The 13,177-nt window shown below is 59.1% G+C and carries 13 protein-coding genes; 6 read left to right on the top strand and 7 right to left on the bottom strand.

From position 1 onward, the window contains the following. Positions 1-119 precede the first annotated feature (119 nt). The gene (locus ACE3OH_RS09935) at positions 120-698 is read left to right on the top strand and encodes a prolyl hydroxylase family protein (RefSeq protein WP_374351439.1); all 579 of its coding nucleotides are present in this window, start codon (positions 120-122) and stop codon (positions 696-698) included. A gap of 32 nt (positions 699-730) precedes the next feature. On the opposite strand, the gene ACE3OH_RS09930 is transcribed toward ACE3OH_RS09935, so the two are convergent. The 4 genes from ACE3OH_RS09930 to ACE3OH_RS09915 form a co-directional block, all read right to left on the bottom strand. Continuing rightward, positions 731-1,090 carry a hypothetical protein gene (locus tag ACE3OH_RS09930; protein WP_374351437.1) on the bottom strand — a complete coding sequence of 120 codons (360 nt, stop codon included), beginning with the start codon at positions 1,088-1,090 and terminating at the stop codon, positions 731-733. Positions 1,091-1,211: 121 nt separating this feature from the next. Beyond that, entirely contained in the window at positions 1,212-2,024 is an 813-nt protein-coding gene (locus ACE3OH_RS09925) for a hypothetical protein (RefSeq protein WP_374351435.1), read from the bottom strand. Between the two features lie 234 nt (positions 2,025-2,258). Then, complete coding sequence (locus tag ACE3OH_RS09920) at positions 2,259-3,017, bottom strand: substrate-binding periplasmic protein (RefSeq protein ID WP_374351433.1); 759 nt, start codon at positions 3,015-3,017, stop codon at positions 2,259-2,261. Between the two features lie 130 nt (positions 3,018-3,147). Beyond that, positions 3,148-4,104: a substrate-binding periplasmic protein gene (locus ACE3OH_RS09915; protein WP_374351431.1), complete on the bottom strand. Its 957-nt coding sequence runs from the start codon at positions 4,102-4,104 to the stop codon at positions 3,148-3,150. Between the two features lie 65 nt (positions 4,105-4,169). Between ACE3OH_RS09915 and ACE3OH_RS09910 the strand changes: the two genes are divergently transcribed. Next, on the top strand, positions 4,170-5,216 hold the full coding sequence (locus ACE3OH_RS09910) for a porin (protein ID WP_374351429.1): 1,047 nt from the start codon (positions 4,170-4,172) through the stop codon (positions 5,214-5,216). 98 nt (positions 5,217-5,314) lie between these two features. On the opposite strand, the gene ACE3OH_RS09905 is transcribed toward ACE3OH_RS09910, so the two are convergent. Then, the gene (locus tag ACE3OH_RS09905) at positions 5,315-7,930 is read right to left on the bottom strand and encodes a prolyl oligopeptidase family serine peptidase (RefSeq protein ID WP_374351427.1); all 2,616 of its coding nucleotides are present in this window, start codon (positions 7,928-7,930) and stop codon (positions 5,315-5,317) included. A gap of 91 nt (positions 7,931-8,021) precedes the next feature. Beyond that, positions 8,022-9,452 carry an MFS transporter gene (locus tag ACE3OH_RS09900; RefSeq protein WP_374351425.1) on the bottom strand — a complete coding sequence of 477 codons (1,431 nt, stop codon included), beginning with the start codon at positions 9,450-9,452 and terminating at the stop codon, positions 8,022-8,024. Positions 9,453-9,464: 12 nt separating this feature from the next. Between ACE3OH_RS09900 and ACE3OH_RS09895 the strand changes: the two genes are divergently transcribed. Then, positions 9,465-9,932, top strand: a complete 468-nt coding sequence (locus ACE3OH_RS09895) for a DUF1272 domain-containing protein (protein ID WP_374351423.1) — start codon at positions 9,465-9,467, stop codon at positions 9,930-9,932. A gap of 42 nt (positions 9,933-9,974) precedes the next feature. Here ACE3OH_RS09895 and ACE3OH_RS09890 read toward each other — a convergent pair whose 3' ends face one another. Next, positions 9,975-10,880 carry a LysR substrate-binding domain-containing protein gene (locus tag ACE3OH_RS09890; RefSeq protein WP_374351421.1) on the bottom strand — a complete coding sequence of 302 codons (906 nt, stop codon included), beginning with the start codon at positions 10,878-10,880 and terminating at the stop codon, positions 9,975-9,977. Positions 10,881-11,019: 139 nt separating this feature from the next. On the opposite strand from ACE3OH_RS09890, the gene ACE3OH_RS09885 reads away from it, so the two are divergent. The 3 genes from ACE3OH_RS09885 (at position 11,020) to ACE3OH_RS09875 (ending at position 13,006) form a co-directional block, all read left to right on the top strand. Continuing rightward, positions 11,020-11,820 carry a class III extradiol ring-cleavage dioxygenase gene (locus ACE3OH_RS09885; protein ID WP_374351418.1) on the top strand — a complete coding sequence of 267 codons (801 nt, stop codon included), beginning with the start codon at positions 11,020-11,022 and terminating at the stop codon, positions 11,818-11,820. Between the two features lie 109 nt (positions 11,821-11,929). After that, on the top strand, positions 11,930-12,490 hold the full coding sequence (locus tag ACE3OH_RS09880; protein WP_374351416.1) for an ester cyclase: 561 nt from the start codon (positions 11,930-11,932) through the stop codon (positions 12,488-12,490). Positions 12,491-12,607: 117 nt separating this feature from the next. Next, positions 12,608-13,006, top strand: a complete 399-nt coding sequence (locus tag ACE3OH_RS09875) for a hypothetical protein (protein WP_374351414.1) — start codon at positions 12,608-12,610, stop codon at positions 13,004-13,006. Positions 13,007-13,177 lie beyond the last annotated feature (171 nt).

The following is a 13,177-nucleotide window of genomic DNA, read 5'->3' as shown; positions in this document are numbered from 1 at the left end:
CTCGATGCCGATGCCATCAGCCTGATCGAAAAACTGCTGGTGTCGCCCAAGCTGGCCGCCGCAATCCAGACTGTTGACGACGGCCCGATATGGCGCGGGCCGCCGGTGGTGCTCAAACCATGAAATACCGTGAGGAAATGGCGTTGGCCGGCATCCGCCTGGAGCGCCTGTTTACCCGCTTGCAGGCCGAGCAGCTGTGTCGGGAACTCGATGCCGACACTGGCTGGTATGCCGCCAAGGTGGTCGATGCGGACTCGGCCGATGGCGTGGCCCTGCGCCCATCCGACCGCCTGGCCGAGGGCAATGGCCTCGCCAGCTTGCCCAAGGTGGTGAGTCGTTTCGAAGCCCGCGTATTGCAACGCATCCTGCCCTGGGTGCTCGACCACTATCGGCCGAATATCGACTGTGTCAGCGAATTCAATGCAGTGCGCTACGGGCCGGGCGGTGGCTACCGCGTGCATATCGATAACGGGCCGGGCCTCGATTACCGGGTGTTTACCGTGGTGTGCTATCTGAATGACGACTTTGTCGGCGGCGAAACCCATTTCCCCGACATCGATCTGAGCGCCCGGCCCGATGCCGGCATGGCCATCGTATTTCCATCGGAATACCCGCATGCAGCCTTGCCGGTGGTGGCCGGGGTGAAGCGGGTACTGGTGTGCTGGCTGCACGGGCCGAAGGCGCCGCGCTGGTTGTAAGGTGACTGTGGCTCGCTTTGCCCGCTATTGCGTTATGTGGCTGCTGAATCAATCATTTCTCTGCTGAATAGATTACTTAGCAATAGTGCCCTCTCAATGTCGGAAATGATCTGTGCATTGTTTGTTGGCGCGAATATAAATAAAGACCACGTGTCATCAATTAGCTCGTACTCGCCATTTTCGTATTCCCATAAGCTGATGAATTCATCGCTTGCCAAGCCAATATGTACCACATCCAATGTTGGATGCTGTTTGTACCTGGCATTCAGCGAACTAGCCAACAGGGCCGCAATATCGGGAAATGAGGTGGCACGATGGTCTCCACAGAATTCGATCAATAATGCCGCAGATTTGTAGCCCGGGCGAACTCGGAATTTTTCCAATTTGCTCATCGGCGCGGCGCTCGCCTCAAATCCAGTGGAATAGGCTGTAGACGTGGTAGAGCAGTAGAAGAAACGAAAAGGCGTTTCGGTCCTGCATCAGATATGACCTTGCCAATTTCTCTCAAGCCATTCACTCCAAGCCCAACCACACCTTGCAAAGCTGATAGCCCTCCATCTGGATGCCACTGTGCAGGCGTTCACCAATGCCGTGCAGCGTTGCTGCCAGCGCCGGTGCGGCCGCTTGCTCGGCTGGGCCGATGATGACGGCTGGCAGCTGGTCCAGCATTTGTTCCAGTGCAAGCGAAGCCTCGTCGCGCAGCCAGTCCAGCAGCTCATCGCCGTCCAGTGTGCCGGCCAGCGCTTGATCGAACTGTTGGCGCGCCCCATCCAGCAGGGCGTCGAGATTGGCAATATGCGCGGCGAATGGCGCCAGCGCCGGGCTGTCGGCCACGATATGGCGAAATGGCCACAAGGCAGTGTGGAAGTCGCGCAATGCCAGCGCTTGCAGGCGCCATATTGCGGGTAGGGCGCTATCTGGCAGGCTGTCGACCTGATAGGCGCGGTCGTCCTCATCTGCCGCTGCATCGGCCATGGGGAGCGGGCCCACGCTGAATGCCTGGGCAATGCCGCCTTCATCCCAGATACCGACAAAGCCCACGCCGCCACCCGGCAAGGGCCTGATGCTGCCGGTAAGGCCAAAGCCGACTACCTGGGTAAACGGCTCCGGGCTGCCCTTGGGTGGATACACCGTGTATTCCCCTTCCAGGCTTTGCATGCCATCACCGAGCGAGAATTCGAAAGCGCCTTCATAGTGCCCGCCCTCATCGGTGGCGCCGGAGTAGATGATGGTCAGCCGCTCGCCCTCACGCACCGCCTTGTCGGCCGGGCAGCGTACGTCTTCCCATTCCGGGTTGTCGGAAATCCACAGCAGTTCAATACTCATGTCGCTTCCATTGCTTGATAGCGGTGTTGCTTGTTGGTCGAAAGCCGAGCCGCCACGACGCCGTGCTGGCTGCACGCGGGCAGTGTTGGGCGGGGGGCCGGGCAAGTCGAAAACGCGCATCGTGCCTGATCTGGCTGGCAAGCAGAACAAGAATCAATGCCCGGGTGGGGTTTTTCAGGCGCGAGAGCGCGTTGGGATACGCTGCGCGTCGGGCGAGGGCAGGAGATTGCGCATTCATTCGCTGATATAGCGCTTGCGCAGGCGTGCGTAGGTCCCGTCTTGCTGGATGTCGGCAATGGCTTTGTCAAACATGGGGATAAGATTGCTGAGTCCTTTTCCCCGGGTAAATACCAGGTAGTTGTCCAGATAGGCCAGGGGGGGCTGCAGGGCGCGAACGCCGCGCTGGTTCATTTGCCCGAGCAGATACATGCCTACATCGTAATTGATCATCACGGCATCGATACGTCCTGCGGCCAGCTTGAGAAAGTTTGTGCGGTCAGTGGCGACTTCTTCCAGCGTGAAGCGTCCGGCCGCTGCACCATCCTTGACCGCATCAGGCAAGCGAAAGCCGCGGTGGATGCCGATCACTTTGCCATTGAGGTCATCCAGAGAGCGGTAGCTGCTTTCATTGCGGATAAACAGCACATACTGCGCTTTTTGCATGACGACATTGGTGTACTCCATATACGCTTCGCGCGCCGGCATCCTGCTGAATGCAAAGGCGCACTCGACCAGACTGGCACTGCCGCGCTTGATTTCCTCTTCCAGGCGTTTCCAAGGCATCTCGCGCAACTCCAGCGCGATGCCGATGCGTTTCGCGGCCTCTACCATCACATCGGCATTCAAGCCGATAAAGCGGTCGCCATCGCGGATGAAATAGGGCTCGAGTACATCGTTGTAGCAGGTGAGCTTTTGCCGGATCGGCTCGTCAGCCTTGACCAGCATTGGCAAGGCCAGCAGCACTAGCCGGAGCAGATTGGATAATTGGCGCACAGCTGTTCCTGGGCAAAATATCGCGCCATTGCATATTCATGGCGCGACGTTGGTAAACCGATCAAAGTGACCGCCCGCTAGCGGCAATCGATTCACCCGGATACCTCCCGGGAATGGAATCGGCGGCTGCTTACCAATACTTGGAAACAAACTTCTTGTAGCTGCCATCTTGCTGGATGGCCTTGAGAGCCTTGTCGAAGTCTGCAGCCGTAGCAGCAAGTCCCTTGGCCTTGGTGAAGATCAAGAAAGTCGGGGTGGTGCTGACGGGACTATCGACCGCGCCTACCCCATTCAAATTGAGCTGCTTGGCCATATAGCTGCCGACATCCTGATTGGTAAGCACTGCGTCCACCCGGCCATTGGCCAACATCTGCAAGGCTTGCTCATCCTTGTCGACTTCATTTACCCGGAAGTCTCCCTTCTTGACCTCTTCTTCAAACGCTGGTGGTGCCTTGAAGCCGCGCCTTAGTGCGATGGTTTTTCCCTTCATGTCGGTCAGGCTTTTGTAGCCAGACTTCGCATCATTGCGCATGAACAGCGTGTAAGCGGTTACGTGCAGCGGCACCGACATGAAGTCCATATAGGCTTCCCGGGCGGGCGTGCGGCCATAGGCGAAAGCACATTCGATATCGCTGGATGCGCCTTTCTTGATTTCTTCTTCGAGGCGAACCCATGGCAGCAGCTTGACGTGAACGCTGACGCCCACCCGCTTGCTGATTTCGGCGATGGTATCGACATCGATCCCGCCAACCTTGCCGCCTTCATTGGTCACATAGGGTGGAAAAGCATCGCTGTAGCAGGTGATGTCTTTGGGAGCCGCCAAAACAAGACCGGACAAGATTGCCAGCAGCATGGGGGGAATGTGGCGCACCAGCATTGGAGTTTCCTTCCTGCTTCGAAAATTGGGTGGGATATGCGTTGAAAGCAACAGTGTTGATTTAGATGCAAATAACGATATAGGCAATTGATCGATGTGCAAACTTTTTGGTTTGTTCGTATCGTATTGATTTAAAAGAGAATCAAGGCTTTGCCGATTGTCGGCATCATATGTTTTTCCTACCGGCTGTCCGGCAATCCTTACCTGCATTGTTCTATCGCTGAATCAGTGACTAAAAAGACCAAGTTACGACGACTCTCAATTCGAGGTGCAATATGAAGCTGCTCCTTTCAGCATTGGCGACCCTGCTGGCTGCACCGATCCTGGCTGACGGCAATGTCACCGTTTACGGCCAGGCCAATGTGGCAGTGGTGTACAACAAGAATTTCCTGGAAGCGCTGGTCGGCGGTACCCAGACCAATGTCGGCATGATGCGGATCGACAGTCAGACCTCTCGCATCGGCTTTCGCGGTGAGGAAACGCTCGATGGTGACCTGAAGGCGTTTTTCAAGATCGAGACCGGCGCGGGGCTTGATAATGCTTCTGCCACATCATTTGCCAGTCGCGAGGGTTGGGTGGGGCTGAAGGGCGGCTTCGGCACGGTGTGGCTTGGGCGTGGCAAGAGCATCTATACCCAAGCCTATGAAGATATCGACTTCATGTACGGCATCTTCGATGTCGGCCTGAGCGGCTACAACACTACCGGGCGCGATTCCAGCAAGCTGGATGATGGGATTTCTTATCGAGTCAGCAATGTATTGCGTTACACCTATAACCAGGGCCCTTGGTTCGCCGGTGCTGAAATCGCCCTGGGCGAAGACAAGAACGCCACCCACGATGCGCGTCGCGAGGTCAATGCCACGGTCAAATACAAGACCAGCGATTGGTGGGCGGCGGCTGCCATCGATAATGTCAGCAATGTGGTGCAGCGCTACAACCCGTCGACGACCTCCCAATCCGGCCATCTGAACAATTGGCTGGTCGGCACCGGTATGTATCTGGGGCCCGGCTCGATCCATATCATGTTCCAGCGCCATGCCTACGATGAACCCGGCTACCAGAACCGACGTAATTCCTTCCAGCTGGCCGGTACCTACGATATGGTCAGTGCCAATGTCTATGGCGACATCATCTGGAATGGCAAGCTGCAGGAAAACGGCGCCACCCGGCCGAAGTCGGACAATCTCTACTATGGCTTCGGCGTGGCGGTGCCTTTGTCCAAGCGCACTGTCTGGCGTACCGAGTTTGGCCAGATCCACTTTGCCGATTCGGCGCGCTGGACCCAGACCTATTCCATGTCGGGCCTGTTCCACAGCTTCTGAGCATTTCTACCCTGAAAAAACAGCCAGCGCGGCAAAGCCGGGCTGGCTGTTTGACTGTTTGCTGTCCGCCTTGCCTACAAGCGGACCGGCCGATTCCTTTATGGCTTGGCGGCCGCCTGTGCGCCGGATGCTGGCGCTGTGGGGGCGGGGGCCGTTGTCCGTGGCGGCGCATTCTTCACATACTTGTCGAACCAGCTCAGCAACTCGTACACGAACTGCTCGTTCGATTCCTTCGCCGTGTACCAGTGCGGCTCATGCGGCAGCATCACCAGGCGGGTGGTGCCGCCGTTGCCGCGAATCGCCTCGTACAGCTTGTTGGCCTGCAGTGGCGTCGTGCCGGGGTTGGCATCGTCGGCGCCGTGCACGATCAACAGCGGCGACTTGATCTTGTCGGCAAAGAAGAAAGTCGACACCTTCTGGTACACATCAGGCGCTTCCCACACCGAACGACGCTCGCTCTGGAAGCCGAATGGCGTCAGGGTCTTGTTGTAGGAGCCACTGGAAGCGGCACCGGCACGGAACAGATCCGAGTGGGCGATCAGATTGGCGGTCATCAAGGCGCCATGGCTGTGACCGGTAACACCGATGCGCTCCGGGTCGGCCACGCCCAAGCGTACTGCCTCATCGACCGCCGCTTTCGCATCGGCCACCAGCTGCTCCATATAGTTGTCGTACGCCTTTTTCGGGTCGCCCACTACCGGGAAGGAGGCGTTGTCGATGATGGCGTAGCCCGCCAGCAGCAGCAGGCGATGCAGGCGCAGACGGGTGAAGGTCTCTTGCGAGCCGCTCACCTGGCCAGCCTTGGAGGCATCGGCATAGTCCAGTGGGTAGGCGTACAGGATGGTCGGTACGCGGGTGCCTTCCTGGTAGCCCGGTGGGGTGTACAGGGTGAAGGACAGGTCCACACCGTCGGCACGCTTGTATTTCACCAGGCGCTTCTTGATCTGGCGCACTGCCGGGGTCGGGTCGGGGATATGGGTGATTGCGACACTGGAAGATGCAAACACCGCTTCACCGCTGGCGGCCTCCACCTTGCTGCCCAAGGTGCGCAGATAGGCGTTTGGCACATCCTTGGCCGACTGATGCCAGGTCAGGAAGGTCTTGGCGTCGTTCGAGGTAAAGGCGACAAAGCGCTCATAGGCAGTCTTGCTGCTGCGGAACAGACGTTCGGTCTTCAGCGTCTGCAGATCGAAGCGATCGAGGAAGGGGCGGTCGCCATCAGGCGAAGCGCCATTGCCCTGCATGAAGATCGCATTGCCATCCTGACGTACCACTGCCTGACCATTGGCCAGAACACGGTAAACCGGGCTGCCGGGGTTGGCGTACTTCTCGTCGGTGGACAAATCCCACAACAGGCGCGGCGCCTGCTTGCTGTCGTCGACATTGAGCAAGAAGGCGCGCTGCCAGTGGCGGTTCTCGTCATATTCATGCAGCAGGGCGACACTGGCCTGCTCGCCCCAGGAAATGCCGGCGAAACGCTGCTCGGTGCGGGTGATTTCGACGGGCGTCTTGAATGGCGCCTTGCTCATCATCACCTTGTCGCGGGCTGGCACCTTGACGTTCCAGTCGCCGCCATCGAGCGCTTCGGCCCAAACCAGGGTGGCGGGCTCGGTAGCGCGCCATTCGAAGTCACGCGGGCCGGTATGCACGCCATGGATTGGTACCCGGTCGGCCAGCGGCAAGGAAGCGATCGGATATTTGACGATATTGCTGCGCTTGGCGATATCCCACACTGCCACATCCTTGGGGAAGCGCGAGTAGGTGGTGATATAGGAGTAGGGCTTGTGGATATTGCCGACCAGGATATGGCGGCCATCCGGTGCCGGCTCCACCTCCAGATACATGCCCGGAGCGCCGATCGGTGTGACGGCGGCCGTGTTGATATCGACCAGGGCCAGCTGCGCGCTGCCGTAGTAGTCGAACAGGTCCTCGTCGTGCTTGCTGCTCAGGGTGTCGCGGTTTTCATAGGTGCTGCTCTGGCCGCTCTGGCCGGTGGATTCCTGGATGCTGGGGCCGACTGGCGTCGCCGGCTTGACCGGTGGCGGGCCGAGTTTTTTAGGCACCAGCTTGACCAGCAGGCTTTTCTGGTCGGGCATCCATTGCAATTCGCTCTGGAACATCGGGTTCAGCTGGGCATCGGCTACCCGGCGTACCGCGCCGGTGCTGGCATCGCCCAACCACAATTCCACCGCAGTTTCGGTGGTCAGCTTGAAGGCGAAGTGCTTGCTGTCGGCGCTCCAGTAGGGGCGATCGGCACAGCCAGTGCTTGGCAGATTTACATGGGTCTGCGCGCCATTGGCGACCTGCACCAGATCAAAGCTGGCCGCGCACGGCGGAATGCCATAGCCGCCTGGCGTGTCGTGATTGCTGTGGTTCTTCGGCTCGATCCGCACGCCGCCAAGGCGCAGGAAAGGCGTGGCAACACGCGAAATCGACGGATAGTCCTGCCAGGACACCAGCAACATGCGCTCGCGCGTCGGGCTGACAAAGGGCGCCGGCGGCGACGGGGCGCGCATGACATCGAGAATATTCTGCGGCGGCTGGCTATAGCCGGATGTGGCGGCACTGACTGCGGGGGCGGCCTGCGCGGCATGCACCAGCGGCATGGCGCCAAGCGTCAGGGTCAGCAAACCCAGATGCGTGAGCTTGAAGTGGATCGACAAGGCGATACTCTCCTGTGACTGATCGCGCCGGGCATAACGCTGCGCCGACACGGCGGCTGTTGACAGCCGCGAGGTGGAAGGAAATCGAAGCGCGTGAGGATAGCAGAGCCGGAGCTTGGCGGGCGAGCACATGCCAGGGGTATCAGTTAACTGCCGTCAGTCCCATCAAGCGTTTAGCCGCTGCCTCATCCCAGCCGCTGCGCAGCACCTTCAGATACGCCACGCCTTCGTCGGCAATCACCACTGCTTCTTTGACGCCATCGAGTTGCGTCAGTTGGCGCGCAAGAGCGCTGCTGTCGGTGAGGGCGGCGTCGTCCAGATGGAACATTTCGGTGCGTACCGGCAGTGGCGGCTTCAGGCCAAGGGTGGCGATAAACCAGATGCCGATTAGCAGCGCGCAGAACAGGTGTACCGGCAGGGCGCCGCCGTGATGGTAGAGCAGGCCGCCGAGCGATGATCCAACGGCAAAGCCCAGTGACTGGGTGGTGTTGTATACGCCCATGGCGGTGCCCTTGGCGTCGCTCGGTGCCACCTTGCTGATGATGCTGGGCTGGGTGGCTTCCAGGATATTGAAGGCAATGAAATACAGGGTGAGCCAGATGGCGATGCTGGTCAGGCTGTCGAGCCGCACTGCCATGCCCAGTTGGGCGATCAGCATCAGGCCGACGGCGCCAAGGAACACCTGCTTGAGCTTGTTGCGCGTCTCGCCAATGATCACTGCCGGAACCATCAGTACAAAGCCGACCGCCATCACCGGTAGATAGATATACCAGTGGCGCGATGCCGGCAGGCCGGCGGTCTGTTCCAGCGCCAGCGGCAGGGTGACAAACAGCGCCATCTGCGCGGCATGCAGGGCAAATACGCCGTAATTGAGCCTTTGCAACTGGCCATTGCGCAGCACCGAACCGAGTCGTTTCGGATTGGCTTCGGCGTCGGAATGGAAATGGCTGTGCGCAGGGTTCGGGATGATCTGCCAGACGCCGGCAATGGCGGCCAGCGCCAGCGCGGCAATCAGCCAGAAAATGCCCGACAGCCCGATCCAGCTGGCCAGCGCCGGCGCCGCCACCAGCGAGATGGCAAAGGTGGCGCCGATGGAGCCGCCCACCATGGCCATTGCCTTGGTGCGGTGCTCTTCGCGGGTCAAGTCGGCCAGCAGGGCGGTGATGGCAGCCGAAATCGCCCCGGTGCCCTGCAGCAGGCGGCCAATGGCGATCCACTCGATATTGCTGGCCAGGGCGGCCACTACGCTGCCGACGCACATGATCAGCAGGCCGCCATAGATCACCGGCTTGCGGCCGATGCGGTCGGACAGCATGCCCAGCGGCAACTGCAGCGCTGCCTGGGCCAAGCCGTAAATGCCGAAGGCCAGGCCGATGGCGGCGATGTTCTCGCCGGCCTTGGGGGTGTGGCCGAACAAGGCATAGCCAAAGCTGATCAGGCCGGACAAGCCATCGCCTACCGGCAAATGGCGCGCATACAGGGTGAATACTGGCAGCAGCAAAAACATGCCGAGCATGCGCAAGGCGTAAAGGCCGGCGAGGCCAGCTGAGGCACGTAATTCCAGGGGCGACATGGTGAGGACAAAATGGGCGAGGGCGCGATTTTAGCAAAATGCGGCGTGGCCCATCGCAGCGTTTCCTGGCCGGAAGGTGTGCGGTGTCGCAATCGGGGCCGTGGCGGTCCGGTTCTGTCCGGCGGCAGGGCGGCGACGGGCGCTATGCTAAAGGCTCTTTTCAGACAAGGAGGCCGTAGCACCATGCTCGAACTTCGACCCAGCTGCGAACACTGCGATAAGCCTTTACCACCTGACTCGACAGAGGCACGTATCTGCTCATTTGAATGCACGTTCTGCGCAGACTGCGTGGCCCATGTTCTGCAGGGCGTGTGCCCGAACTGCGGCGCCGGCTTTGTGCCGCGGCCGATACGTCTGGCCAGTGGCGGCGTAGCTGACAACGATCTGGCTCATTACCCGGCAAGTAGCAAGCGGGTATTCAAACCGGTTGATCCGCTGCGCCACGCGGCACTGCTGGCACAGCGCAAGGCGTCTGCCTGAGGTGAGATAAGGTCTGCCGCACCGAGGGCAGGTGAGAGCCGGCTACCCCGAGGTGCCGGCGATATCGTCGGCTCGACCGACGGTCTCCAGGGCGATCTGGATGAATGCCTCGACATTGCGCGAAGTGAATTTATGCCCGGCATGCACCAGATAGAACACCTTGGTCGGTGCATCGAGCTCCCAATCGGGCAAGACGGGAAGCAGGGCGCCGGATGCTGCGGCTTCGGCCGCGACGAAGTCGGGCAGCCAGCCTATGCCTTCACCACGAATCATTAGCGCCTTCACCGTTTCGATATCGTCACTGCTCGTCCGGCTGCGCACCGGTAGCGACTGCGTTGCCGTGCCGTGTCTGAGCGCGATCTGCTCGGAGCGCCGGTACTGGATGAAGTCGGCCGCGGCCAACTGATCCGGCGTGGAAATGCTGCCTAGTTGCTGCATATAGCGAGGCGCGGCCCACAGGCGAAAGCGCGGCTGGAAAAAGCGCCGGGCGATCAGGGAGGAATCTTTCAACGGCCCGATCCGGATCGCGAGGTCCACGGCATCGGCCAACAGATCGACCAGCTGGTTGGAGACCACCAGTTCGACGCTGACATCGGGATAACTGGACAGATAGCGGCTGACGATCTCCGGCAGCAGCGCATGCGCGATATCCACTGGCGCGCTGATACGCAACAGCCCGCTCGGCGCCTGTCTTGATGACTGCAGCGCAGTTTCCGCATTTTGTATCGCACGCACCGCGCCAACGCAGTGCTGGAAGTACTGCTCACCCAGAGCCGTCACCCCCCGTGCGCGGGGGGGACGGGTGTTCAGGCTTACATGCAGCCGTTTTTCCAGCGCTGCCAGCTTGCTGCTGACCGTGGTCTTGGGCATGTCCAGTGCCTTGGCTGCTGCGGAAATGCTGCCGGTTTCGACGATTTTTACAAAGACGGTGATGGCGTCGAGGTCCATGCGGATTGTCCTGTTTTTTGTACGGTTTATCCGGAATTTACATTATTGCTTGTTAATCATCAAAGGCTTATAGTGCTGCCGATGCGGGTTGCAGATGAGATTGACTCTTGTTTGGCCTGCCGGATAGCTGGAGAAACCGATGAGCAGAATGCCCGTTTACTTTGTTTCGCATGGTGGTGGCCCATGGCCGCATATCGAAGGCATGCGCCAGCAATATGCGTTGACTGAGAAGGCGCTGCGCGCCTTGTCTGGCCGCCTGCCTGCCAAGCCCCGTGCCATCCTGATGATTACCGCGCACTGGGAAGCGGATGAATTCACTGTCTCAACCGGCGAGCATCCGCCGATGTTCTACGACTACTACGGTTTTCCGGCCAATACCTACCAGATCCAGTATCCGGCGCCCGGCTCGCCGGAGTTGGCGGCGCAGGTGGCCAGCCTGTTGTCGCAGGCCGGCCTTGCCGTGAAGGCAGACCCGGTACGTGGTTTTGACCACGGCACCTTTGTGCCCTTGATGCTGATGTACCCCGATGCCGATGTGCCGGTGGTGATGCTGTCGCTCAAATCCAGCCTCAACGCACTGGAACATATCCGCCTCGGCCAGGCGCTTGAATCGCTGCGCGATGAAGGCGTATTGATCGTTGGTAGCGGTCTGTCGTATCACAATATGCGCGGCTTTGGCCGCGACGAATCGACGCCGATTGCCACGGTGTTCGATCAGGCCCTGGCCGACATCGTCGCTGACCGCGATACCGGGCAACGCAACGACAGGCTGGTGAACTGGCAATCGATTCCCGGCGCGCGCCAGGTTCATCCGCGCGAGGACCACCTGCTGCCCTTGATGGCCATTGCCGGCGCTGCCGGCAACGATGTCGGCCGGGTATGGTTTGTCGATCATGTCGCCAAGGTGCCGATGGCTTCGTATGAATTTGGCCGGGCTTAGGCCAGCGTTGCGCAATCTCACCCATTGATTCTTGCAAGCGACTCAGGGCTAGCCTTTTGGGCTGCCCTTGGTCGTGTATTTTTTCCACATATTCAACAAGGAATACGCCATGAAGTATCTTGTTTCTGCACCTATTCTGTCCCTGGCCTTGCTGGCCGCAGGCATGCCGGCTGCGGCGCAATCGACTGCCGATATCAATCTGATGAAGCGCCAACTGGCTGAAATCAAAAAGACCAAGGAAGGCGAGAAGGCCAATCTGGAAAATTTCGATGATCTGGATTTCAATGTTTACAGCGGCCAGAAATGGGATCAGCTGTACAAGAGCCATTCGAAAGACATTATTGTCCATTATCCGGACGAGAGTGTGACCAAGGGTATGGATGCCCATATCGAAAAGCTCAAGCCCATGTTTATTTTTGCCCCTGATCACAAGATCAGCGAACATCCGATCCGTATCGGTTCCGGCGACTGGACTGCGGTACAGGGCATTGTTGAAGGCACGTTCTCCAAGCCGATGCCGATTGGCGACGGCAAGACCATTCCCCCGACCGGCAAGAAATTCAAGCTCACCATGGTCACCATCGGTCACTGGAAAAACGGCGTGATGGATGAGGAATGGCTGATGTGGGATAACCAGTCCTTCATGAAGCAGATCGGTCTCGCACCTTGATGCTGCTCGGCTGATTCATTTCGGCAAAATCTCGGCCATCGATCTGCATACGGCGTATCAGGTCGATGGCTGCATGGAATAATCGATTTGCGAAATATGTAAACAAGAGAGTGGAATATGTCCATCGCTAATCTTAAAAGCATCGTATCCGCGCTGGCCGCCACTGCGGCATTGGCATCGGTAAACAGCAATGCGGCACCTGCAGATTTTCCTGCCGTGGGTCATAGCTATGAAGCGGCTTTTTCTGGCATGCAATTCAAACTTGAATTCGACGCCGACGGCAAAACCATGCGCTTTGCCCGGAGTTCCGAAAAAGATTTCAAGGCCGCCGCTGAAAGCGTCGCCTACACTGCCGTCGCCATTCGTCCCGGCGTTTTCATGGTGTATTGGAAAGAGCGCAGCGGCAATACGGTTACCCATATTGAAGACTTTGATAACAGTACCGTCTACACCAATATCACCTTGCCAGATACCACCTTCTACAACCTCAAAGGTAGCTGGAAGCGCATAGGCTGATCGTGCATCGGCCAGGCCTCCTTGCCCCTTAGGGAAGCGCTGAATGAATCGGGTTTTCAACCGGCATCGCCGTTCCCGGGAAGCCCGGGACTTAAGCGGCAGAGGGTAAGTGCTTGATTCTTCGCTGTTCTATTCCACCCCCCCCCCCCTCCGCGGGGGAGCCGCGCTTTT

The organism is Chitinimonas sp. (genome assembly GCF_041904975.1).
Classification (GTDB): domain Bacteria; phylum Pseudomonadota; class Gammaproteobacteria; order Burkholderiales; family Chitinimonadaceae; genus Chitinimonas.
Note: the sequence above shows the minus strand (reverse complement) of the source record. Positions and strands in the feature narration are given on the sequence as shown.